The sequence below is a fragment of the Pseudomonas sp. NPDC088444 genome (assembly GCF_044900175.1).
GTDB lineage: Bacteria > Pseudomonadota > Gammaproteobacteria > Pseudomonadales > Pseudomonadaceae > Aquipseudomonas.
In genome coordinates, this window is record NZ_JBJDNK010000018.1 from 44,095 (window position 1) to 66,443 (window position 22,349).

The 22,349-nt window shown below is 58.9% G+C and carries 19 protein-coding genes and 4 tRNA genes; 11 read left to right on the forward strand and 12 right to left on the reverse strand.

The window, feature by feature from the left end:
* Positions 1–7 precede the first annotated feature (7 nt).
* Positions 8–709 (reverse strand): fumarylacetoacetate hydrolase family protein, encoded by a 702-nt coding sequence (locus ACI2KB_RS26695; protein WP_404639805.1) that lies wholly within the window; start codon positions 707–709, stop codon positions 8–10.
* Positions 710–898: 189 nt separating this feature from the next.
* Positions 899–2,233: an MFS transporter gene (locus ACI2KB_RS26700; protein WP_404639674.1), complete on the reverse strand. Its 1,335-nt coding sequence runs from the start codon at positions 2,231–2,233 to the stop codon at positions 899–901.
* Positions 2,234–2,556: 323 nt separating this feature from the next.
* Between ACI2KB_RS26700 and ACI2KB_RS26705 the strand changes: the two genes are divergently transcribed.
* The 4 genes from ACI2KB_RS26705 (at position 2,557) to ACI2KB_RS26720 (ending at position 5,937) form a co-directional block, all read left to right on the forward strand.
* Complete coding sequence (locus tag ACI2KB_RS26705) at positions 2,557–3,459, forward strand: helix-turn-helix transcriptional regulator (RefSeq protein ID WP_404639676.1); 903 nt, start codon at positions 2,557–2,559, stop codon at positions 3,457–3,459.
* A 167-nt stretch (positions 3,460–3,626) separates the two neighbouring features.
* Complete coding sequence (locus ACI2KB_RS26710) at positions 3,627–4,256, forward strand: DUF1780 domain-containing protein (protein ID WP_404639678.1); 630 nt, start codon at positions 3,627–3,629, stop codon at positions 4,254–4,256.
* Positions 4,257–4,401: 145 nt separating this feature from the next.
* Positions 4,402–4,575, forward strand: a complete 174-nt coding sequence (locus ACI2KB_RS26715; protein WP_404639680.1) for a DUF3094 family protein — start codon at positions 4,402–4,404, stop codon at positions 4,573–4,575.
* A 63-nt stretch (positions 4,576–4,638) separates the two neighbouring features.
* Complete coding sequence (locus ACI2KB_RS26720; RefSeq protein ID WP_404639682.1) at positions 4,639–5,937, forward strand: NAD(P)/FAD-dependent oxidoreductase; 1,299 nt, start codon at positions 4,639–4,641, stop codon at positions 5,935–5,937.
* A 159-nt stretch (positions 5,938–6,096) separates the two neighbouring features.
* Here ACI2KB_RS26720 and ACI2KB_RS26725 read toward each other — a convergent pair whose 3' ends face one another.
* Together ACI2KB_RS26725 and ACI2KB_RS26730 are read right to left on the reverse strand one after the other, a co-directional pair.
* Positions 6,097–7,497, reverse strand: a complete 1,401-nt coding sequence (locus tag ACI2KB_RS26725; protein ID WP_404639684.1) for a diguanylate cyclase domain-containing protein — start codon at positions 7,495–7,497, stop codon at positions 6,097–6,099.
* Between the two features lie 68 nt (positions 7,498–7,565).
* Entirely contained in the window at positions 7,566–8,519 is a 954-nt protein-coding gene (locus ACI2KB_RS26730) for a LysR family transcriptional regulator (protein ID WP_404639686.1), read from the reverse strand.
* 126 nt (positions 8,520–8,645) lie between these two features.
* On the opposite strand from ACI2KB_RS26730, the gene ACI2KB_RS26735 reads away from it, so the two are divergent.
* From ACI2KB_RS26735 to pstS, 4 genes are all read left to right on the forward strand, one after another.
* Positions 8,646–9,944, forward strand: a complete 1,299-nt coding sequence (locus ACI2KB_RS26735; RefSeq protein ID WP_404639688.1) for an MFS transporter — start codon at positions 8,646–8,648, stop codon at positions 9,942–9,944.
* A gap of 31 nt (positions 9,945–9,975) precedes the next feature.
* A complete protein-coding gene (gene rhmD, locus ACI2KB_RS26740) occupies positions 9,976–11,160 on the forward strand; it encodes an L-rhamnonate dehydratase (protein ID WP_404639690.1) in 1,185 nt (394 codons plus the stop codon).
* A 13-nt stretch (positions 11,161–11,173) separates the two neighbouring features.
* The gene (locus tag ACI2KB_RS26745; protein ID WP_404639692.1) at positions 11,174–11,974 is read left to right on the forward strand and encodes an aldolase/citrate lyase family protein; all 801 of its coding nucleotides are present in this window, start codon (positions 11,174–11,176) and stop codon (positions 11,972–11,974) included.
* Positions 11,975–12,233: 259 nt separating this feature from the next.
* Positions 12,234–13,268 carry a phosphate ABC transporter substrate-binding protein PstS gene (pstS, locus tag ACI2KB_RS26750; protein WP_404639694.1) on the forward strand — a complete coding sequence of 345 codons (1,035 nt, stop codon included), beginning with the start codon at positions 12,234–12,236 and terminating at the stop codon, positions 13,266–13,268.
* A gap of 25 nt (positions 13,269–13,293) precedes the next feature.
* Here pstS and ACI2KB_RS26755 read toward each other — a convergent pair whose 3' ends face one another.
* The 8 genes from ACI2KB_RS26755 to rluD form a co-directional block, all read right to left on the reverse strand.
* Complete coding sequence (locus ACI2KB_RS26755) at positions 13,294–13,578, reverse strand: hypothetical protein (RefSeq protein WP_404639696.1); 285 nt, start codon at positions 13,576–13,578, stop codon at positions 13,294–13,296.
* Between the two features lie 264 nt (positions 13,579–13,842).
* Positions 13,843–13,919, reverse strand: a tRNA-Pro gene (locus tag ACI2KB_RS26760).
* A 78-nt stretch (positions 13,920–13,997) separates the two neighbouring features.
* Positions 13,998–14,073, reverse strand: a tRNA-Lys gene (locus tag ACI2KB_RS26765).
* A 6-nt stretch (positions 14,074–14,079) separates the two neighbouring features.
* Positions 14,080–14,156, reverse strand: a tRNA-Pro gene (locus tag ACI2KB_RS26770).
* Positions 14,157–14,176: 20 nt separating this feature from the next.
* Positions 14,177–14,252: transfer RNA gene (locus ACI2KB_RS26775), tRNA-Asn, on the reverse strand.
* Between the two features lie 423 nt (positions 14,253–14,675).
* Positions 14,676–17,240, reverse strand: coding sequence for an ATP-dependent chaperone ClpB (gene clpB / locus ACI2KB_RS26780; RefSeq protein ID WP_404639698.1), 2,565 nt, complete (start codon positions 17,238–17,240; stop codon positions 14,676–14,678).
* 273 nt (positions 17,241–17,513) lie between these two features.
* Positions 17,514–18,242: a peptidoglycan editing factor PgeF gene (gene pgeF / locus ACI2KB_RS26785; RefSeq protein ID WP_404639807.1), complete on the reverse strand. Its 729-nt coding sequence runs from the start codon at positions 18,240–18,242 to the stop codon at positions 17,514–17,516.
* Between the two features lie 8 nt (positions 18,243–18,250).
* Complete coding sequence (rluD, locus tag ACI2KB_RS26790) at positions 18,251–19,213, reverse strand: 23S rRNA pseudouridine(1911/1915/1917) synthase RluD (RefSeq protein ID WP_404639700.1); 963 nt, start codon at positions 19,211–19,213, stop codon at positions 18,251–18,253.
* 151 nt (positions 19,214–19,364) lie between these two features.
* Here rluD and ACI2KB_RS26795 point away from each other — a divergent pair, with 151 nt between their 5' ends.
* The 3 genes from ACI2KB_RS26795 to ACI2KB_RS26805 all read left to right on the forward strand — a co-directional run bounded on the left by ACI2KB_RS26795 (position 19,365) and on the right by ACI2KB_RS26805 (position 22,348).
* Entirely contained in the window at positions 19,365–20,381 is a 1,017-nt protein-coding gene (locus tag ACI2KB_RS26795) for an outer membrane protein assembly factor BamD (RefSeq protein WP_404639702.1), read from the forward strand.
* A 145-nt stretch (positions 20,382–20,526) separates the two neighbouring features.
* Positions 20,527–20,766, forward strand: coding sequence for a PP0621 family protein (locus ACI2KB_RS26800; RefSeq protein ID WP_404639704.1), 240 nt, complete (start codon positions 20,527–20,529; stop codon positions 20,764–20,766).
* Positions 20,756–22,348 (forward strand): sensor histidine kinase, encoded by a 1,593-nt coding sequence (locus ACI2KB_RS26805; RefSeq protein WP_404639706.1) that lies wholly within the window; start codon positions 20,756–20,758, stop codon positions 22,346–22,348. Before ACI2KB_RS26800 ends, ACI2KB_RS26805 begins: the two co-directional genes overlap by 11 nt.
* Position 22,349 lies beyond the last annotated feature (1 nt).

Consider the following 22,349-nt stretch of genomic DNA (forward strand, 5'->3'; position numbering starts at 1 on the left):
CGAGGTGTCAGTCAGCGCGACGGCTGCCGACCCGGACTTCAAATTCGCCAATGCCGCTGATGCCGCCGTTGATCACGTCGCCTTCCTGCAAGGCGGCCACGCCGGGCGGTGTGCCGGTCATGATCAGATCGCCCGCCCGCAGGCTGACGGAATGAGAGAGCTGGCTGATCACTTCGCTGACTGACCAGATCTGGCTTTCCAGATCCGAACGCTGCCGTTCCACACCATTGACGCTGAGCCAGATCGCGCCCTGATTCGGATGCTTGCCAGCACTCGCAGGTTGAATCGGCGTGATCGGCGCCGAGCCGTCGAACGCTTTGGCAGGCTCCCAGGGATTGCCCACGGCCTTGGCGGCCATTTGCAGGTCGCGGCGAGTCAGATCCAGGCCTGCGGCATACCCCCAAACGTGCTCCAGCGCCTGTTCTTCGCTGATCTGGAAGCCGCCTTTGCCGATGGCGACTACCAGTTCGATCTCGTGGCAGAACTGCTCGGTCTGGGTCGGGAAGTCCAGTTCGCCTTGGGCATCGATCACCGAGGTCGCTGGCTTCATGAAGAACGCAGGCACTTCGCGCACACCGCTCTGCGGATCGCCCCAGTGGTAATTGCGCCCCAGACAAAACACGCGAGCGACGGGAAAACGCCCCTCGCTGCCACTGACCGGCAGGCTGGCAATACGGGTCGGTTCAAATACGAAGTTGCTCATGGATATTCCTTATGGCCCGGTCCGGATGGTTGTCTGCGGGCGATTGACCCTGAGACTACGGGATCAACACGCCACAAAGTTGGACAAAACCGTGTTCGCGCTGGACTAAAAAACTCAATGTGCGGGCAGAAAAAAGGCGCACTCACGTACGCCTTTGCCCACGACGGCAGAAGGTCACACACACATTCGAAACGCTTACTTGGCCTTGAGCTGAATGCGGTAAATGCGGCCCAGCAACAGCGAGTAAGACAGGGAGCCCATGCACGCCAGGCCACCAATGAACCAGAACGCCCACGCGAAACCACCTGATACGTGGAGGATCTGACCGATGACAATCGGCGTCACAATGCCGCCGATATTCGCGGCCAGACTGGTGATCCCGCCGGTCAGACCAATCAGCTCTTTCGGGGCGATTTCCGACACGGCCGCCCACGAAGCCGAAGCGATGCCTTGAGCGAAAAAGGCGATGGTCAGCAAGACGATGCACAGGGTGTTGGAGTCGGTGAAGTTCACCAGCATGATCGACATGCCCAAGGCTGATCCTACGACCAGCGGCAACTTGCGAGCGAACGACAGCGAGACGCCGCGACGAATCAGCCAGTCCGAAACAACGCCAGCCAGCAATACGCCCACCGTTGCACCAATGAACGGCAAGATCGCGAAAATGCCGACCTTTACCATGGTCAGGTGACGCTCTTCGATCAGGTACGTCGGAAACCAGGTCAGGAAGAAATACAGCACCGAGGTGTTGGCAAATTTGCCAATGCAGATGGCCCAGACCTGACGGTATTGGAACAACTCCGCGACTTGCGACCACTTGAACTTGTTCTTGTCCTGACTGTTTTTGACCAGACCGCCGCCAGCCTCAATGTACTCAAGCTCCTGCTTGCTCACCTTCTTGCAGCTCAGCGGATCGCGGTACAGATACAGCCAGGCGATGCCGAACACGATGCCGACGATGCCCGTGCTGTAGAACACGTGGCGCCAGTCATACGTGGTCGCCAGCCAAAGCAGCAAACCGGTGAACAAAGCGGTGCCCAGATACTGGCCGCATACGTAAATACTGCTGGCCAGGCCACGTTCCCGGGCAGGGAACCAGACCGTGACCGCTCGGCTGTTGGCCGGAAACGCAGGCGCTTCCATAGCACCGATGGCCAGACGCATGCCGAACAGCGAGGCGAACCCGCCGGCCAATCCTTGGCATACAGTGACCGCCGACCATGAGATCAGCGAAACGCCGTACGTCAGACGCGAACCCAAACGATCGGCGAGAAATCCGGCAGGCACCAGCGCAAAGGCGTAGGTCCAGGCGAATGCGGAAAAGATCAGGCCCATCTGGACTTTATCCAGACCCAGATCCTTGGCCATGAAGGGCGCGGCGATGGAGATGTTGACCCGATCCACATAGTTGATGATCGTCGCGATCAGCAACAGCGAAAGCATGAACCAGCGTCGATGAGACACGGGACGGGCGGGTGCAGCAGCCATGGGGGCGACCACAGCAGCCTGAATATCAGGATTGCTCGACATGAGAATTCCTCGTTGTTTTTATTGGAATCGAGTAATGAAGCGCACCTAAAAGTTATCGTACGACAGGTTTTAAACAAGACGCTGCTTAGAACGTTTTTGGATTTCAGGCCCTTGGCGTCAGTCTTTGTCCAAAAAATTCCTACGGCCGCCGAATGCCATAAAAAACCAAAAACATGCCCAAAATGCCTGATGTAGAGCGGTTAATTTTTCAACGCGACTGATCGTTTTTTTGGACAAAACAACTGGCATCGTCGAACAGAAAGGTTTTGAATCAAGTCATAGGACGACCGACAATAAAAACCAGACGAATGAGGATATTCACGATGGACTCTGCCACTCGCATTCCCACCTATGGCATGCAGCAACGCAGTGAGCGGCCGGATTTCTATATCCGTGGCAAGACCGAAGGGAAGCCTGAAACCGCGCCCCATCGTCATGAATATTTTCAGATCCAGATCAACTTGGGCGGCGACACCGTGCAGCACATCGGCGGCGTGGTGCGGCCCTTTCCGCGCAACACGCTGGCGTTCATTCTGCCGCACAAACTGCACCTGATCCCTCACCCGCCGGAAGGCAATTTCCTGCTGATCAACTTCGAACAAACGTTCCTGTTACCGCAGTTGCAATGCGACCCGCTTGACCTGGAAGACGTGCCTATTGCCCTGGCGCCGGAGCTGTCGCCATTCCGCTTTCAGGAGCATCTGGACTTCACCTTGAACGCACAGGATTTCGCCGAAATTCAGCGGTTGCTGGACCGCATGCGCACGCTGGATCAGAACCGCCAGTTCGGCACGCGGGAAATCCTCAAGGGGTGTTTGCTGCAATTGATCGGCATGATCTGTGAGCTGTATGCCGAGCCAATCAAGCTGATGGCCGATGACAACGCCGCCGAACGCAGCCGTCGGGATGCGTTGGCGCGGATGTCCGAATACGTGCGCAAGAACCTCAGCGACCCGGACCTGAGCCTGAAAAAAGCGGCGTCTGCGGCGTTTCTGTCGCCTAATTACCTGACCCATTGGCTGCGAAAGGAAGTGGGTAAAACCTTCAGTGAATTGGTGCTGGAAAGACGCATGCATTTGGCTCGCACGCTGCTGCTCAATGGCAACAAGCCTGTGGGAGAAGTGGCGAGGCTGTGTGGGTTTGCGGACGAAGCCTACTTCTCCAGACGCTTCCGCCACGCCCACGGCATGCCACCGGGGCAGTTCAGGAAGCAGCGGGATTTGTAGGCTGCTCTTTGTCGGAGTGAGCTTGCTCGCGATTGCGTCAATTCAGAAACGCATAAGGTGAATGACACGGCGCAATCGCGAGCAAGCTCACTCCTACAGGAATCCGTCTTCAACTTTATGTCCCGCCAGACGCCTCATCTTCACACCAGAGCGCTAAGCTCTCCCTCATGGATGATTCCGACTACCTGCGTCTGCTGACGATCCAGGCCGAGCAAGCCAATACGTTTCTGTCCAATGCGCGTAAATGGGAACGTGAGCGCTGGGTGTGCCAGCGCTTGCTGCAAGGCCTGAACATTTCGCATCGCACCGACGATTTCCTGCCCGCCGGGCAAGAGCCGCCGGACGTACTGTTTCGCGATGCGTGTTTTGAGGTGTTCTTCGTGCTCGACGAAGGCCGGCGCCTCAACGATGAGTGGCGCGAAGAATTGCAGCGCCGCCGCAGTGCGTTTTCCCTGAGTCAGTTGGTACGGCGCGAAGCCAAACCCAAGCGGATTCCCGCGTCTGAGCTATTGCGCCGCCTGGCACCGACGTTGCGCAAAAAGGCCCACAACTACAAGGAACGCGGGCTGGATTTGAGCGAGCTGGACATCATCGCGTTCGCCAGCCTCAAGCGCGAAGTGCTGGATCTGAACAGCCACTTCCCTCCCCCCACGGAATACCTGCGACAAGGCTGGCGTTCACTTTCATTGGTCGGGCCGACGTTCGCTCGCGTGCTGTTCGCACACCCCGATGCGCCGGATTTTCTACGCACCAACCTGGGCCGCAGTGTGGTCTTCGATGTCGGCATCAGCCTGTGATGGCGCAATTTCCGCGCGAATGTTACAAAGCGGCATTGTTCGTTGAAATCCGGTGTAACCCATGGCCGGAGTCTGTCGTCAACGAGGTTAACGCATCGCCGATCGCCGTCCGCTGACGTCGATCAATGTTCATGACGAGGCTTATATGACCAGCCGCCTGAACCCTGACGACCAGAAGCGTGTCGAAGAATACCTTCGCGCGCCCCAGCACCAAGTCGAGCGTCGGCCTTTTCGGCCCTGGCTGCTCCTTGTGCTGGTGTTGGGCGTGGTCATTGGACTGGGCCTGTTGAGCCGTTTACTGAGCTATCTGACGCTATGAGCTGCCTGGCGCTCGCTCGGATAGAGCCAAAAGAGAATTCCTTAAGCCTTATGAGATATCCCCATGACTCATCGTATCGTGATCGTCGGCGGAGGCGCTGGTGGTCTGGAGCTGGCTACCCGCCTGGGTAAAACCCTGGGCATGAAAGGCACGGCCAGCATCACGCTGGTAGACGCCAATCTGACCCACATCTGGAAACCGCTGCTGCACGAGGTGGCCGCCGGTTCGCTCAATTCCTATGAGGACGAGCTGAATTACGTGGCGCAGGCCAAGTGGAATCATTTCCAGTTCCAGTTGGGGCGCATGACCGGCCTTGATCGCGAAACCAGGCGCATCCAACTGGCCGCGACCTACGACGAACAAGGCACTGAGCTGGTCCCGGCGCGTACGCTGGATTACGACTCGCTGGTGATTTCCGTTGGCAGTACCACCAACGATTTCGGCACCAAGGGCGCAGCCGAGCACTGTCTGTTCCTCGACACCCGCAAGCAGGCCGAGCGCTTCCACCAGCAACTGCTCAATCGCTACCTGCGCGCCCACGCCAGTGAGTTAGCGGCCAATGAACAGATCAATGTGGCCATTGTTGGGGCGGGTGCAACGGGCGTCGAATTGGCAGCCGAGCTGCACAACGCGGCCCACGAACTGGCCGCTTACGGCCTGGGCCAGATCAAACCGGAAAACCTGCGCATCACGGTGATCGAAGCAGGCCCTCGCGTCTTGCCTGCCTTGCCTGAGCGCATCGGTGGGCCGGTACACACCACACTGGAAAAGCTCGGCGTGACCGTGCTGACCAACGCCGCCGTGAGCGAAGTGACCGCCGATGCGCTGGTGACGGCAGCCGGTCAGGTGATTCCGGCAACGCTGAAAGTCTGGGCCGCAGGCATTCGTGCTCCGGCGTTTCTGGACAACATCGACGGTCTGGAAACCAACCGCATCAATCAACTGCAAGTGCGCCCGACGCTGCAGACCACTCGCGATGACAACATCTTTGCTTTTGGCGACTGCGCCGCCTGCCCGCAAAAAGGCACTGACCGCAACGTCCCGCCTCGTGCTCAAGCGGCACACCAACAGGCCTCGCTGCTGGTCAAATCGCTGAAGCTACGTATCGAAGGCGGCGATCTGCCGGAGTACCAGTACAAGGATTACGGCTCGCTGATCTCGCTGTCGAAGTTCTCGGCAGTGGGCAACCTGATGGGTAACTTGACGGGCAGCGTGATGCTGGAAGGCTGGCTGGCGCGGATGTTCTACATCTCGCTGTACCGCATGCATCAGATGGCGCTGTACGGCACGTTCCGCACGTTGATGCTGATGCTGGGCAGCCGAATCGGGCGCGGGACAGAGCCTCGGATGAAGTTGCATTGATGGGATGATCCGCGTCAGTTTTCATCCTGACGCGATCATTGTGGGAGCCGGCTTGCTGGCGAAAGCAGTGTGCCATTCGACAATTCAATGAATGACACACCGCTTTCGCCAGCAAGCCGGCTCCTACGGCCTACGGCCAGAATCAAAAGCGATCGCCCGCTACGGCATCACCCGCCCTTTCCCCAAATGCTTGGCCTTGTACATCCAGCGGTCGGCCTCGCGCATCAACTCGTCTGACGCTTTGCCGGAGCCAGGCTCGTACATTGAAAACCCCACACTGGCATTGGTACGGATCACATCGCCCTTGATGATGATCGGCTCGGCAATGGCCGCCAGCAGTTTCTTCGCCACTTCCCGCGCCTCATCGGCGCCCGGAATGATGCCTTCCAGAATCACGATGAATTCGTCTCCCGCCAGCCGGACCAGGCTATCGGTACGACGCACACTGCTCTGTAACCGGGCAGAAATGCTACGCAACAGATCATCACCTGCGTCATGGCCGTAGGTATCGTTAATTCCTTTGAAACCATCCAGATCAATGAACATCAGCGCCATTTGCAGCGTGGAACGGTCAGCTCGCGCCTGCGCCATAGGCAGCAACGAATCCAGTGAACGCCGGTTGTAGAGGCCGGTCAGCGCATCGTGACGGGCCTCCTGCTCCAGTTCCTTGCGCGCCTGAATGTTCTGGATGATGGAGATGAAATACTCCAGATGCCCCTCTTCCGAAAGTTTTTTAGTGACACTCAAGTTGACCCAGACGGACTTGCCATCCTTGCGCACATACCGTTTTTCCATCTGATACCGGTCGATCCGGTTGTCGATCAATTGCTGCAGCAGTTCCATGTCGCTGTTCAGGTCATCGGGGTGGGTAATGTCCTGGAACGTCAGATGTTTCAACTCATCCGGCGTGTAATCGAGGATTTCGCACAACGCGGTATTAACGCTGATCCAGCCGCCGTCAGGCGCAACCAGCGCGATGCCCACAGAAGCCAGCTCGAACATCGAGCGATAACCCGCTTCACTGGCCTTGAACAACGCTTCTGAACGATTGCGCTGAAGCCGGGCCAGCATCAGGTTTTCACGCAATTGCACTTCGCGGCTGACGACATCGGCCAGATCGCGCAGGGTGTCGATCTCTTCCTGGGTCAACTGACGAGGACGTTCGTCGATGGCACACAGCGTGCCGACGGCGAAGCCTTTGCTGGTTCGAATGGGTACGCCTGCGTAAAAGCGAATGTGGGGCGCGCCCGTGACAAGCTGGTTATCACGAAAACGCTCGTCCTCAGCAGCGTCAGGCACCACCAGCGGAGAGGTTTGCAGGATGGCATGTGCGCAGAAGGCCATTTCTCTGGGCGTCTCGCTCGCCTCAAAGCCTGCCTTGGATTTGAACCACTGCCGGTCTTCATCGACCAATGAAACCAGCGCAATCGGTACGTCCAGCACCCGAGCCACCAGACGGGTGATCCGGTCGAGGGCGATTTCGGGGGGCGTGTCCAGAATGTCGAGCCCATGCAGCGCCTTCAGGCGCTCTTCTTCATACAACGGAATTGGCGCTTTCATATCTCGGCCGATCCTGAAAAGACCCTCTGGAGTCTATACCGGGTGTTGCGAATTCGCACAGCGCGAGGTCAACCCCCGATGGACGTCTGCTCCGCCGCCCGCTGGCGCAACAACGCAATGAATTGCGTGCGCTCGCGACTGGCGGACTCCCCACGCCTCGTCAATAAACCGAACGGCGCCATGCGTTCTTCGATCTTCACTGGCAACGCCTTGACCAGCCCCATTTTCAAGTAATCGCGCAAAGCCGATTCGGACAGCACCATGATCGCGTCGGTCAGTTGCACCAATTGCTGCATCGAATACACCGAGCTGCATTCGATGACGTCGGCAGGCGCAGGCAAAGAGCGCCGCTCCAGCGCCTGATCGAAAGCGATGCGGGCGGGGCTGCTTTCCGGTTGCAGAATCCACGGCCATTCGCTGACCAGCTCGGCCCAGTCCAGCGTACGCCGCGACGCCAGCGGATGGCCTTGATGAACCACCACCATCAATTGCTCGTTGCCCAAGGGTTCGAATGCGTAGTGCTCGTGATCAGTCGTAGCATTGCGCCGTGCGATGGCCAAGTCGATCCGGCCTTGCTCCAGCAACTGAATGATCTGATCGCTGGTGTCGCCCATGATGCGAAGGCGCAATTGCGGATTGAGGGCCTTGATCTCGGCGACGGCATTCATCACCAGATCAGGCGCAGCCCCCATGATCGTGCCGATCGCCAGATAGCCATAACCGCCTTGCTGACGCGCCTGTAAGTCGGCCGCACAACGATCCAGCCCGCTGAGGGCCGATTCAGCGAAGCGCAGCAACTCACGGCCCAATGCGGTGGGCCGCATCCCGCGTGGCAGGCGCTCGAACAACTCGCAACCGAACATGTCTTCGATCTCATGCAGCATGCGCGTCGCGGCAGGTTGCGACATGTGCATGTTCAGCGAGGCGCGATGCAGGTTCTGGCTGGAGCCGAGCACCACCAGCATTTGCAAATGCTTGTAACGCAGGCGGCTGAACAAGTGTTGAGGCGAGTGATCAGGCATGGCGAACGTCCGCATAACGATACCGTGAAGGTATCGATCCTAAGCTAAAAACGATTGGTCGCGCATCGCTCTGCGGCCTAGAGTCAGTGCCGTACGCAGTCAAATAATTCCAAAAAGGACACTGTCGTGAACACACTCCCTGCTGCCTTGCTGGCCAAGGTCTCTTGGCGTCTGCTGCCCTTCCTGCTGCTGATGTACATCATGGCGTTCCTGGATCGCGCCAACGTCGGCTTCGCCAGACAGGCGTTTCAAGTCGACACCGGCATCAGCGACGCGGCGTTCGCATTCGGCGCGGGCGTGTTCTTCGCCGGTTATGCGCTGCTGGAGGTGCCCAGCAACCTGATCATGCACCGCGTCGGCGCCAAGCTGTGGATGTGCCGGATCATGGTGACCTGGGGCCTGGTGTCCGCCGCCATGGTCTTTGCCCACAACGAAACCACCTTCTACGTGTTGCGCTTCTTGCTGGGCGTGGCCGAAGCCGGATTCTTCCCCGGCGTGATTCTCTACCTCACCTACTGGTTTCCCCACGCTGCGCGGGGCAAAGCCATGGGCTTTTTCTACTTCGGCGCGCCGCTGGCATTCATTTTCGGCAGCCCATTGTCGGGGCTGTTGCTGGAACTGGACGGCGTGCTCGGCAGCCACGGCTGGCAATGGCTGTTCGCTGTCGAAGGCTTGATGGCAAGCGTCGTGGGCATCTGGGCGTATTTCTATCTCGACAATCGCCCTGCCGATGCCCAATGGCTGAGCAGCGACGAACGCAAACAGTTGCAAGCCGTGCTCGATGCCGAGGACAGCCAGAAACAGGCTCACGGCAGTGTGCTCAAGGCCATGTGCCAACCGGCCGTGCTCTACCTGTGCGTGATTTACCTGCTGATTCAAGCCAGCGTCTATGGCGTGGTGTTTTACCTGCCGAGCCAGGTCGCGGGGTTGATGGGCAGCAAAGTGGGTTTCATGGTCGGGCTGGTCAGCGCCATCCCTTGGGTCTGCGCATTGCTCGCGGCTTGGCGCGTACCTGCGATTGCCGACCGCACCGGGCAGCGTCGCCTGGTGGCGGCGTTCACGCTGGTGGTGTCCGGCCTGGGCATTGCCGCTTCCGTCGCCTTCACCAGCCCGCTGCTGGCCATTCTCGCGCTGTGCTTCGCGGCCTCCGGGTTCATCGCCGTGCAACCGGTGTTCTGGACGTTCCCCGGCAGCTTCCTCGCAGGCAGCGCTGCGGCAGGGGCCATCGCGCTGATCAACTCGTTCGGCGCACTGGGCGGGTTCATCGCGCCGATTATCAAGAACTGGGCTGAAGGCGCCTTCCAGACGCCCACCGCCGGGCTGTATCTGCTCTCGGTGACGACGTTGATTGCCGCTGCTCTGATCATGGGCATCCGCGCGCCCAATCCGAGTGAAGCGAACAAGCTCGCCACGTTTCAACACTGATCCTCATTCATCGCAAATACAGGAGTCCTCCATGAGCACGCCAACCATCAAGCACGTCCGCGCTTTCGTTCTGCGGGGCGGCGGCGCCGATTATCACGATCAGGGCGACGGCCACTGGATCGACGACCACATCGCGACCCCCATGAGCAAATACCCCGAATACCGCCAGAGCCGCCGTAGCTTCGGCATCAACGTGCTCGGCACGCTGGTGGTGGAGATCGAGGACTCGGCAGGTAACGTCGGCTTTGCGGTAACCACCGGCGGCGAACCTGCCGCTTACATCGTCGAAAAGCATCTGGCGCGTTTTCTGGAAGGCGCGAAGGTCACCGACATCGAAAAAATCTGGGATCAGATGTACCTCTCGTCCCAGTATTACGGGCGCAAGGGCTTGGTCATCAACACGATTTCCGGCATCGACCTGGCGCTCTGGGATTTGCTCGGCAAGGTGCGCCAGGAGCCTGTTCATCAACTGCTGGGCGGTGCCGTGCGTGACGAATTGCAGTTCTATGCGACCGGCGCCCGCCCCGATCTGGCACAAAAAATGGGCTTCATTGGCGGCAAGCTGCCGCTGCATCACGGCCCGGCCGAAGGCGAAGAAGGTCTGCGCAAAAACCTCGAAGAACTGGCCGTGATGCGCGAGCGAGTGGGCAAGGATTTCTGGCTAATGCTCGATTGCTGGATGAGCCTGGACCTGAACTACGCCACCAAACTGGCCCATGGTGCCCAGGAGTTCGGCTTGAAATGGATCGAAGAGGCGCTCTCCCCCGATGACTACTGGGGCTACGCCGAGCTGCGCAAAAACTTGCCCAAAGGCATGCTGGTCACCACTGGCGAACACGAGGCCACGCGCTGGGGCTTTCGCATGCTGCTGGAAATGGGCTGCTGCGACATCATCCAGCCAGACGTGGGCTGGTGCGGCGGTATCACCGAACTGATCAAGATTTCCGCATTGGCCGATGCGCACAACGCGCTGGTCGTGCCCCATGGCTCGTCGGTCTACAGTTACCACTTCGTCGCCACGCGCACCAACAGCCCGTTCGCTGAATTCCTGATGATGGCGCCGAGAGCCGATGAGGTGGTGCCCATGTTCCACCCGCAATTGCTGGGTGAGCCGGTGCCAGAGAACGGCCGCATGCGTTTGTCTCGCCTGGATAAAGCGGGCTTTGGCGTGACGCTCAACCCCGAGTGCCAGTTGCATCGTCCGTACACGCATTGACAAGGAGCCCCTCATGAAAATGCCGCACAACGCCTTCAAGGCAGCACTGGCCAAGAACGAGCCGCAATACGGCATCTGGGCTGGCTTTGCTACAGGCTACGCCTCGGAAATCGTCGCAGGGCTGGGCTACGACTGGATGCTGATCGACGGCGAACATGCACCCAACACCGTGCCGAGCATTCTTGCGCAGCTTCAAGCGGTGATGCCCTACCCGACGGCCCCCATCGTCCGCGCGGTGACGGGTGACGCGGTGTTGATCAAGCAATTACTGGACATCGGTGTACAGACCTTGATGGTGCCGATGGTGGAAACCGCCGAACAGGCCCGCGCTCTCGTTCAGGCCATGCGTTACCCGCCCCGTGGGATTCGTGGCGTCGGTGGCGGGCTGACTCGCGCGACTCGCTGGGATGCCGTGCCGAATTACCTCAACACTGCGCACGACGAACTGTGCCTGATCGTTCAGGTGGAATCACGCCTGGGTGTGGAGAACGTCGAAGCCATTGCAGCCGTTGAAGGCGTCGATGCCGTGTTCATTGGGCCTGCTGACTTGTCCACAGGACTGGGCCACATCGGCAACCCGTCTCACCCCGAAGTGCAGAAACAGATTCGCCATGCCGTCGATGCAACGTTGGCCGCAGGTAAGGTCTGCGGCATTCTTGCTCCGGCGGAGGACGATGCGCGGCGCTACATGAGTTGGGGTTGTCAGTTTGTGGCGGTGGGGATCGACATCAGCTTGTTGCGCCAGGCGGCGGAGGAGAATCTGGCGCGGTATCGGGAATCGTCTGAGGCTCTCATTTCCTCGCAAACCTATTGAGCGCTGCAAAGCCTCTCTTGCAGGAGCCTGCTTGCTCGCAAATGCGGTAGCTCAGTCGACACCTGTTTATCTGACCCGACGCTTTCGCCAGCAAGCCGGCTCCCACTGCTCTGTGTCGGGCCATGAATTCAGGACCGACGCCCACGCTGTGGGAGCCAACTGGATAGTGAAAGCAACGTTCTGTCATAAAAACGTGCTGATTACTGTGATCCCATTAGGACATCACACCCCGATGTCGCTCGATCACAGGAAGTCATCCATGTTTCAGCTTTCCCGAATGGTGCTGGCCGCAGGCCTTGGCATCGCGCTCAATCTGTCTCTGATGAACAGCGCCATTGCCGCGCAGGAAGTCACCGGTGCCGGTTCCACCTTCATCTATCCGGTGCTCTACAAATGGGCCACTGATTACGACCAGAAAACCGGCGTCAAGGTGAACTACCAGAGCATCGGCTCCGGCGCGGGCGTGGCGCAGATCAAGGAAGGCGCCGTTGACTTCGGCGCCACTGACATGCCGATTAAATCGGGCGATCTTCAGACCTTGGGCCTACAGCAATTCCCGTCGGTGATTGGCGGCGTGGTGCCAGTGATCAACGTCGACTCGATCAAGCCTGGCACGATCAAGTTCAACGGCCCGGTGCTGGCGGACATCTACCTCGGCAAAATCAAGAAATGGAACGACCCGGCTCTGGTGGCGCTGAACCCCGGCCTGAAACTGCCGGACAGCAGCATCAACGTGGTCTATCGCTCGGACGATTCGGGTACGACCTTCAACTGGGCCAGTTACCTGTCCAAAGTCAGCCCGGAATGGCAAGGCAAGATTGGTGCAGGTACGTCGGTCAAGTGGCCGGTCGGTATCGGCAGCAAGGGGAGCGAGGGCGTGGCCTCCTACGTGAAGAAGATGCCGAATTCGATTGGTTACGTGGAGTACGCCTACATCAAGCAGCAGAACCTGAATTTCGGTCTGTTGCAGAACGCGGCAGGGAATTTCGTGGTGCCGAGCACCGAATCCTTCCAGGCGGCGGCCGCCACGGCAGACTGGAAAAACGCCAAGGACTTCGACCTGTCGATGCTCAACGCACCGGGTGAAAAGGCCTATCCGATCACCGCCGCGACGTTCATCGTTGTGTACAAACAGCCGAAAAACGCTGATCGTCAGAAAACCGTGCAGGACTTCTTCCGCTGGACACTGGAAAGCGGCCAGGAACACGCGCGCTCACTGGATTTCGCGCCGATTCCAACAGACCTGAAAAACTTGATCGAAGCCTCTTGGGGGGACGCGCCAAAGGCGCAGTAACCCCTCCTGCCAAGCGACGCTGCGCTCAGCGCCCCGATAGTCTGTCGAGCAACGCGCTCTTCTCTTCCAGCACCGCCGCACGACGGGCAATTTCAGCGCGTGCCGCTTCAATACGCGTTCGACCTGCATCCACCGCTGCATCGGGTGACTGGAACAGCGTGTCCGGCGCATACCATTTGCCTTTGGCCGAGCGCTCGTTCTGGCCATCGGCGGTCGGTCCCACCAGTTCAACTTCCAATACGACGAAGCTGCGGGTCAGCACCCAAGCGGTGTAAGGGTAAGTGCGGGCGTTCGTTACATTCGGCCTCATGGTTCCTTTCTCAAAGCATCGAGTGGCTGCCTATGATACCTAGCGCTGTATATTTTTTCATATAGCGACAACGCACAAGCGGCACGTACGGTGGTTTGCAGGGTGGATGGAGGGATAAACGAGAGGAAGGAAGTCGAAACGACGGGCGTCGAACGGTGGACGGTCAGAAACGAAAAAAGGCGCCCCGAAGGACGCCTTTTTGTGGGCTACCGCGCGATTGGCGCTGAAGCCGTATTTTCTACCCGGGAACTGCTGGGGCGAAAATGGTCGGGGTAAGGGGATTCGAACTCCTGACATCCTGCTCCCAAAGCAGGCGCGCTACCGGACTGCGCTATACCCCGATGAAACAGATGAAGCTAAACGGATGACGCAACTGGCGTCACTCCCTAAGATTCAACCCGATGAAGCCAGGTCAAAAATGGTGGGTCGTGTAGGATTCGAACCTACGACCAATTGGTTAAAAGCCAACTGCTCTACCAACTGAGCTAACGACCCAAATAATGGTCGGGGTAAGGGGATTCGAACTCCTGACATCCTGCTCCCAAAGCAGGCGCGCTACCGGACTGCGCTATACCCCGACGGTACTACTTCTGGAAATTGGCTCCGTGACCAGGACTCGAACCTGGGACCCAATGATTAACAGTCATTTGCTCTACCGACTGAGCTATCACGGAACATATTCAATTTCAGATGTAGCGTTTGACGCGCTTCAACACAGAAAAATTCAGTACTTCTTTGCAAGAGTGATCTTGCACCTACTGCCCTGAATCTACTGCATTTTCAGCCTCTTCGACCTGTCTGCATCGCTGCGTTCACGTCTCTGAGGCGCGCTATTCTACATTCCTAGAAACAGGTGTCAACCCTCTAAATTGCTTTTAAGACAATGATTTGCAACTTTTTTTCGAGGGAGCGTTTGAGACACCAAAAACCGGGCCTGTACATCCCGCGTCTGTAGCAGTCCGGCTTGCCGACGGTGGCGCACGTGAAATCGCCACCGTCGGCAAGCCGGACTGCTATAGGGTATGGTGTGACCCAGATATAAGAAAGGCGCTCCCTTCGGAGCGCCCTCTTGTGTCCTTCTATATAGAAGCAGCGAATCAGACGAACGCGATCTCGTCGTCCACCACCGTCCCCTTGATGCGGGTCCCCGGCATGAAGCTGCCCGACAGGATCAACTGAGCCAGCGGGTTTTCGATCCAGCGTTGAATCGCACGCTTCAATGGCCGTGCGCCGTACACCGGGTCGTAGCCGACCGCGATCAGTTTTTCCAACGCTTCTGGCGTCAGTTCCAGATTCAGATCCCGTTCGGCCAGACGCTGACGCAAGCGGCCCAACTGAATCTCGGTAATACCGGCAATCTGGTCGTGACCCAACGGCTCGAAGATCACCACTTCGTCGACCCGGTTGATGAACTCCGGACGGAAGTGCGAACCCACCGCATCCATTACCGCTGCACGCTGCGCTTCACGATCCCCCACCAGTTCCTGAATCCGCGCCGAACCCAGGTTGGACGTCATGACGATCACCGTGTTGCGGAAATCAACGGTGCGGCCATGGCTATCTGTCAGGCGACCATCCTCCAGCACTTGCAGCAGGATATTGAAAACATCCGGGTGTGCCTTCTCGACTTCGTCCAGCAGGATCACCGAATACGGCTTGCGACGCACGGCTTCGGTCAAATACCCGCCTTCTTCATACCCCACATAACCCGGTGGCGCGCCGATCAAACGAGCCACGGAATGCTTCTCCATGAACTCGGACATGTCGATGCGAACCATCGCCTCTTCGGTGTCGAACAGGAATTCGGCCAGCGCCTTGCACAGCTCGGTCTTACCCACACCGGTCGGGCCGAGGAACATGAACGAACCACTCGGGCGATTAGGGTCGGACAGCCCGGCACGGGAACGACGAACGGCGTTGGCCACGGCCACCACGGCTTCGTTCTGACCGATCACCCGCTCATGCAGCAGGCTTTCCATCTTCAGCAGCTTGTCGCGTTCGCCTTCTAGCATCTTCGACACCGGAATCCCGGTCCACTTGGAGACGACCTCGGCAATCTCTTCCTCGGTCACCTTGCTGCGCAACAACTGGTTCTCGGGCTTGCCGTGCTGATCGACCATCTGCAGGCTGCGTTCCAGATCGGGAATCACGCCGTACTGAAGTTCCGCCATGCGGTTGAGGTCGCCACGACGGCGCGCCGCTTCCAGTTCCTGACGGGACTGTTCAATCTTCTGCTGAATTTGTGCAGAACCCGTTACTTCGGCTTTTTCAGACGTCCAGACTTCTTCCAGATCGGCGTATTCACGCTCCAGCCGCACGATTTCTTCCTGGAGTTTTTCCAGCCGTTTCAGCGTCGCTTCGTCGTCTTCCTTTTTAAGCGCCTGAGATTCGACTTTCAGTTGGATCAGGCGACGCTCCAGACGATCGAGCACTTCGGGCTTGGAGTCGATTTCCATGCGAATGCGGCTGGCCGCTTCGTCGATCAGGTCGATGGCCTTGTCCGGCAACTGGCGGTCGGTGATGTAACGATGGCTAAGCTTGGCCGCCGCGATGATAGCGCCGTCGGTGATCGCCACTTTATGGTGAACCTCGTAGCGCTCCTTCAAGCCCCGCAGGATCGCGATGGTGTCTTCTTCGCTCGGTTCGTCGACCAACACTTTCTGGAAGCGCCGCTCAAGGGCCGCGTCCTTCTCTATATATTGGCGATACTCGTTCAGCGTCGTGGCACCGACGCAATGCAACTCGCCCCGCGCCAAAGCGGGCTTGAGCATGTTGCCTGCATCCATCGAGCCTTCGGCCTTGCCTGCGCCGACCATCGTGTGCAATTCGTCGATGAACAGGATGATCTGGCCTTCCTGCTTGGACAGCTCGTTGAGTACCGCTTTCAGGCGCTCTTCGAACTCGCCGCGGAATTTGGCACCAGCAATCAGCGCGCCCATGTCGAGAGACAACAGACGCTTGCCACGCAAGCCATCCGGCACTTCGCCATTAATAATGCGCTGGGCCAGGCCCTCGGCAATTGCGGTTTTACCCACACCGGGTTCGCCGATCAGCACCGGGTTGTTCTTGGTACGACGTTGCAGCACCTGAATGGTCCGGCGAATTTCGTCGTCGCGACCGATGACGGGGTCGAGCTTGCCTTCTTCGGCACGCCTGGTCAGGTCAACGGTGTACTTGTCCAACGCCTTGCGCGACTCTTCGGCGTTAGGATCATTCACGGCCTCGCCGCCACGCAGGTTACTGATGGCGTTTTCCAGCGCTTTCTTGCTGACGCCCTGGCCGAGCAACAGCTTGCCGAGTTTGCTGTTCTCGTCCATGGCCGCGAGCAGCACCAATTCACTGGAGATGAACTGATCGCCTTTTTGTTGAGCCAGACGGTCGGCCTGGTTGAGCAGGCGCGCCAGATCCTGCGACATGTTCACGTCGCCAGTCGGGTTTTGAATCTTGGGTAACTGGTCCAGCTCCTTGCTCAACGCCTTGCGCAGGCTGTTGATATCGAAGCCGACTTGCAACAACAGGGGTTTGATCGAACCGCCCTGCTGTTCAAGCAACGCCTGCATGAGGTGCGCAGGCTCGATGGCGGGATGGTCCATGCCCACCGCCAGGGATTGGGAATCAGATAAAGCGAGCTGTAATTTACTGGTTAAACGGTCAATACGCATTGGTCACCTTCCTAATGGGCAGGCCGGAGCAATGAACACACCTTAATAAAGAAAACCTGCCAGATAGCCCTTAGATGTGGCCGATTGCACAGGATTCAAGCGGTGAGTGCTTGACACAGATCAACATTAGCTGGCCGGGAAGAATTTGGTGGTCAGAGATTTCTGATCGTAGGAGCGCGCTTGCCCGCGATAGCGTTGTGTCAGCCATGAATGCGTTGCTGACGCAACGCTATCGCGGGCAAGCGCGCTCCTACAACCAGCAAATCGGATGAGTCAAACAGGCTCAATCCACACCAGCGACGCAAACCGCCCGGTGCGTGCGCCGCGACGATAGGAGAAAAAGCGCTCATCGTTGTAGGTCGACAAACCGCCGCCATACACGGCAGCCACGCCATGGGCGGCCAGGCGCAACCGCGCCAACTGGTAGATATCAGCCATGAACTTGCCGGGGTTGGCGCTCGGTACAAAGGCTTCGGCAGTTTCGGGATGGGTTGCCATAAAGGCTTCGCGAACTTCGGGACCCACTTCGAAGGCTTGCGGGCCGATGGCAGGGCCGAGCCAGACCAGAATGTCTGAGGGCGCGTCAGCAAAACTGTCGACTGCGGCCTCCAGCACACCCGCCGCCAGGCCACGCCAGCCCGCATGAGCCGCCGCGACTTGAGTCCCCTGCCGATTGCAGAACAGAGCAGGTAAGCAGTCGGCGGTCATGATCGTGCAGGCAACGCCCGGTGTTGTACTCCAACTGGCATCGGCCTGCATCACGTGGGCAGGCGTGGCTTGCACGACGTCGATGCCATGCACCTGCTTGAGCCACGCAGGCTGCACCTTCAATGATGCGGTCAGTTTCGAGCGGTTCTGCGCAACCGCTGCGGGATCATCATCGACATGATCGCCCAGATTGAACGTGTCGAACGGCGCGACGCTGACGCCGCCCGCGCGAGTGGTGACGCACGCTTTGATGCCAACTGGCGCAGGCCAGTCGGGAATCAGCCAGTCCGCCACGAACTCAATCATCCGATGAACGCCTCGCGATCCTGCTTGAGCAGCGACAGCAGCCAGACGAAATCGTCAGGCAATGGTGACTCCCAGCTCATGCGCTGACCGGTCGTCGGGTGATCCAGTTCAAGGAAACGCGCGTGCAGTGCCTGACGCGGGAAGTGCTTGAGCGACTCCACCATGGTCTGGCTGGCTGCCGGTGGGATACGGAAGCGGCCGCCGTACGCCGGATCCCCCACCAACGGGAAGTTGATATGCGCCATGTGCACTCGAATCTGGTGAGTACGGCCAGTTTCCAGCTTGACCCGCACGTGAGTGTGAGAGCGAAAACGCTCCAGCACACGATAATGGCTCACCGCCGGTTTACCGCCCTCCATCACGGCCATGCGCTGACGCTGCTGGCCGTGACGACCGATGGGCGCGTTGATCTTGCCCCCCGCCGTCACCACGCCGATCACGATGCACTCATAAATGCGGCTGACCGTACGCTTCTGCAGTTGCGCCACCAGTTGCGTCTGGGCCTGAATCGTCTTGGCGACGACCATCAGACCGGTGGTGTCCTTGTCCAGACGATGTACGATGCCCGCACGCGGCACATTGATGATGTCCGGCACATGGTGCAACAACGCATTGAGCAAGGTGCCATCGGCGTGACCCGCTGCGGGGTGAACCACCAGCCCGGCCGGTTTGTTGATGACCAGAATCTGGTCATCCTCGTAAACGATGTCCAGCTCGATGTCCTGCGCGACCCACTCGCCCTGCGCTTCCTGCTCGGCTTTCAGAACGAGCTCGGAGCCGCCGTGCACGATGTCACGCGGGCGCAGAACGCCACCGTCCACGGTCAGACGGCCGTCCTTGATCCAGGCGGAAAGGCGCGAGCGCGAGTGCTCGGCGAAGAGTTGGGCGGCGACCTGGTCGAGGCGTTGACCGCCCAATTCGGACGGCACCTCTGCGCGAAGTTCAATGATCTCAGACATGCTCAAACTAGGAGGTGGCACTGGCCTTTGGTTTCGGCTGTGCGCTTGTGGTTAAATACGGCGTCTTTTGTCCCGGGGGTTCCACGGGGCGCCCATCATAACAGGACGGTCCTGCGCAAGACAGCAGGCCGTTATAGGGACGCAAGCCGCCATGCAAGTGAAACACCTGCTGCTGATAGCCATCCTCGGACTTACCGCTGCCTGTTCTTCGAAGAAAGAAGTCATCGACGAAAACCTCAGTGAAGTCGAGCTGTACCAGCAGGCGCAGGCCGATCTGGACAACAACAGCTACAACAGCGCGACCGAGAAACTGAAGGCGCTGGAATCCCGCTACCCGTTCGGTCGCTATGCCGACCAGGCGCAGTTGGAGCTGATCTACGCCAACTACAAGAATGGCGAGCCTGAAGCGGCCAAGTCGGCTGCCGAGCGCTTCATTCGTCTGCACCCTCAGCATCCGAACGTCGACTACGCCTACTACCTGAAGGGTTTGACTTCGTTCGACCAAGACGTGGGCATCATCGCGCGCTTCCTGCCGCTGGATCAGACCAAGCGTGACCCGGGAGCTGCCCGCGACTCGTACAACGAGTTCGCCCAGCTCACCAGCCGCTACCCCAACAGCCGCTACGCACCAGACGCCAAGCAGCGCATGATTTACCTGCGCAACCTGCTGGCCGCCTACGAAATCCACGTTGCCGACTACTACCTGACCCGTCAGGCCTATGTCGCAGCAGTGAACCGTGGCCGCTATGTGGTGGAAAACTTCCAGGAAACCCCATCGGTTGGCGACGGCCTGGCCGTGATGGTCGAAGGCTATCAGCGTCTGCATCTGGACGACCTGGCCGACACCAGCCTGCAAGTGCTGAAAGCCAACTACCCGGATCACCCGCAACTGGCTGATGGCAAGTTCACCGCGCGCACGCCGGACCCGGACAACCGTTCGTGGCTGTCGAAAGCAACCCTGGGCCTGATCGAAAGCCGTCCGCCGCTGCCGCCGGGAGAAACCCGCGCCAACCAGGACGTGATCAAGCAGTACCAGGACGCCAAAGACGCCATCCCGGCCGACCTGCTGCCTGAGAACCAGAAAGAAGAAGAGAAGAACGCTGATGACGACGGCACCCCGAAAAGCCGCTCGATCTTCAGCTACATGACCTTCGGCCTGTTCGACTGATCACCGTCACAGCGCCAGCGTCAGACAGAAAGAGGTCCTACGGGACCTCTTTTTCATTTCTGACACCTTATAACGGCGTGCACGACTGTGCGCCTGCCAGCCCGTTGGCTACACTGCGGCATCTTCACTCACTAAGCTGACAAACATGATTCGCTTGATTATGTGGATCGCCCTCGTCATGGCGGCGATCTGGTTTTTCAAACGCTTGACCCAAGGCCCCGCTCCACGGCCCAAAACCACCCCGCGTGAAAATGACGCTGCGCCCATGGTTCGCTGCGCACACTGTGGCGTGCACGTTCCACAGGACCGCGCCTTGAGCCAAGGGCAGCAGTGGTACTGCACGGAAAGCCATCGCCTGCAGGGTCCCGCAACACGTGACCGCTGAAACCCTGTCGCTGGCGACCCCTCAGGCCCAGCGCATCCTGCGGTTGTATCATCTGTACCGTTTGAGCATCGGCATTCTGTTGGTGCTGCTGATTTCCAGCAGCCTGGATGCCGAATTGCTCGAACTGGCGGACATCGAACTGTTTCGCACCGGGTGCTGGCTGTATCTGGTGTTCAACATTCTGGTGGTCGTGCTCCTTGAACGCCCCAGTCATCAAGGCCAGCTCTTCACACTGGCGCTGGCCGATACCGTCATGCTCTGCGCCCTGTTTTATGCAGGCGGAGGTGCACCCAGCGGGCTGGGTAACCTGATCGCCGCCTCCGTGGCGATCAGCAACGTGCTGCTACGCAGGCGAACAGGCTTGCTGATCGCCGCCATTTCAGCCATTGGCATCATCTACCTGACGTTCTACATCAGTTACAACAAACCGGCTGCCGTTAACCATTTCGTTCAGGCCGGTTCATTGGGGGCGTTGTGTTTCGCCGCCGCGCTGTTGGTGCAAACGCTGGCCAGACGCTTGCAGGCCAGTGAAGACATCGCCGAACAGCGTGCCGCTGATGTCGACAACCTCGAAGAACTCAACGCCCTGATTCTGGAGCGCATGCGCACCGGGATTCTGGTACTGGACGCCGACCACAAGGTCTTGCTGGCCAATCGCAGTGCGTTGACCCTCCTGGGCCACGAGCGCCTGCTCGGTGAAGTCATTGACCTCTACTCCCCCCAACTGGTCGAGCGCCTGCGGCAATGGCAGATCAACTCTTCGATGGCGCCGCGCAGCATTACCACATCGACCATCGGCCCCGTACTACGCCCCGGCTTCATCGCCCTGACCCGAGGCAATCATCGCCACACGCTGGTATTTCTCGACGACCTTTCGCAAATATCCCAACAGGCCCAGCAACTCAAGCTCGCCGCGCTGGGCAGACTGACAGCGGGGATCGCCCATGAGATCCGCAACCCACTGGGTGCGATCAGCCACGCGGCCCAACTGCTGCACGAGTCCGAGGAACTGACCCAACCGGACCGACGTCTCAGTCAAATCATTCAAGATCAATCGCGACGGATGAATCTGGTGATCGAGAACGTCTTGCAGCTGTCCCGCCGACGTCAGACCGAACCTCACCTGCTCGACCTTCGGCAGTGGCTCGAACATTTCGTCAGCGACCTTCGCAGCACACTGCCTGCGGAGCAATCCGTGCATCTGGAGATCGGCTTCGGCACTCTGACCACACGCATGGATGCCGAACAATTGCAGCAAGTCATGACGAATCTGGTGCAGAACGGCCTACGCTACAGCGGTCAGTTGCATGAGCGCGCGCAGGTCTGGCTCCGGCTGTTTCATGACACGCACAGTGATTTGCCCAGCCTTGAGGTCATGGACGACGGCCCCGGCGTTGCGCCAGAGCACCTGACGAAGATTTTCGAACCTTTTTTCACCACTGAAAGCAAAGGAACGGGACTTGGCCTGTATCTTTCACGGGAGCTATGCGAAAGCAATCAGGCGAACCTGGATTACACACCACGGGAAGGTGGCGGTAGCTGCATGCGGATCACCTTTGCCCACCCGTTCAGATTGAGTTGAA

Excerpts from the sequence above, each read along its gene's own strand:
- ACI2KB_RS26700 (WP_404639674.1), bottom strand. The coding sequence starts at position 2,233 with ATGTCGAGCAATCCTGATATTCAGGCTGCTGTGGTCGCCCCCATGGCT.
- ACI2KB_RS26705 (WP_404639676.1), top strand. The coding sequence starts at position 2,557 with ATGGACTCTGCCACTCGCATTCCCACCTATGGCATGCAGCAACGCAGT.
- ACI2KB_RS26710 (WP_404639678.1), top strand. The coding sequence starts at position 3,627 with ATGGATGATTCCGACTACCTGCGTCTGCTGACGATCCAGGCCGAGCAA.
- ACI2KB_RS26715 (WP_404639680.1), top strand. The coding sequence starts at position 4,402 with ATGACCAGCCGCCTGAACCCTGACGACCAGAAGCGTGTCGAAGAATAC.
- ACI2KB_RS26720 (WP_404639682.1), top strand. The coding sequence starts at position 4,639 with ATGACTCATCGTATCGTGATCGTCGGCGGAGGCGCTGGTGGTCTGGAG.
- ACI2KB_RS26725 (WP_404639684.1), bottom strand. The coding sequence starts at position 7,497 with ATGAAAGCGCCAATTCCGTTGTATGAAGAAGAGCGCCTGAAGGCGCTG.
- ACI2KB_RS26730 (WP_404639686.1), bottom strand. The coding sequence starts at position 8,519 with ATGCCTGATCACTCGCCTCAACACTTGTTCAGCCGCCTGCGTTACAAG.
- rhmD (WP_404639690.1), top strand. The coding sequence starts at position 9,976 with ATGAGCACGCCAACCATCAAGCACGTCCGCGCTTTCGTTCTGCGGGGC.
- ACI2KB_RS26745 (WP_404639692.1), top strand. The coding sequence starts at position 11,174 with ATGAAAATGCCGCACAACGCCTTCAAGGCAGCACTGGCCAAGAACGAG.
- pstS (WP_404639694.1), top strand. The coding sequence starts at position 12,234 with ATGTTTCAGCTTTCCCGAATGGTGCTGGCCGCAGGCCTTGGCATCGCG.
- ACI2KB_RS26755 (WP_404639696.1), bottom strand. The coding sequence starts at position 13,578 with ATGAGGCCGAATGTAACGAACGCCCGCACTTACCCTTACACCGCTTGG.
- clpB (WP_404639698.1), bottom strand. The coding sequence starts at position 17,240 with ATGCGTATTGACCGTTTAACCAGTAAATTACAGCTCGCTTTATCTGAT.
- rluD (WP_404639700.1), bottom strand. The coding sequence starts at position 19,213 with ATGTCTGAGATCATTGAACTTCGCGCAGAGGTGCCGTCCGAATTGGGC.
- ACI2KB_RS26795 (WP_404639702.1), top strand. The coding sequence starts at position 19,365 with ATGCAAGTGAAACACCTGCTGCTGATAGCCATCCTCGGACTTACCGCT.
- ACI2KB_RS26800 (WP_404639704.1), top strand. The coding sequence starts at position 20,527 with ATGATTCGCTTGATTATGTGGATCGCCCTCGTCATGGCGGCGATCTGG.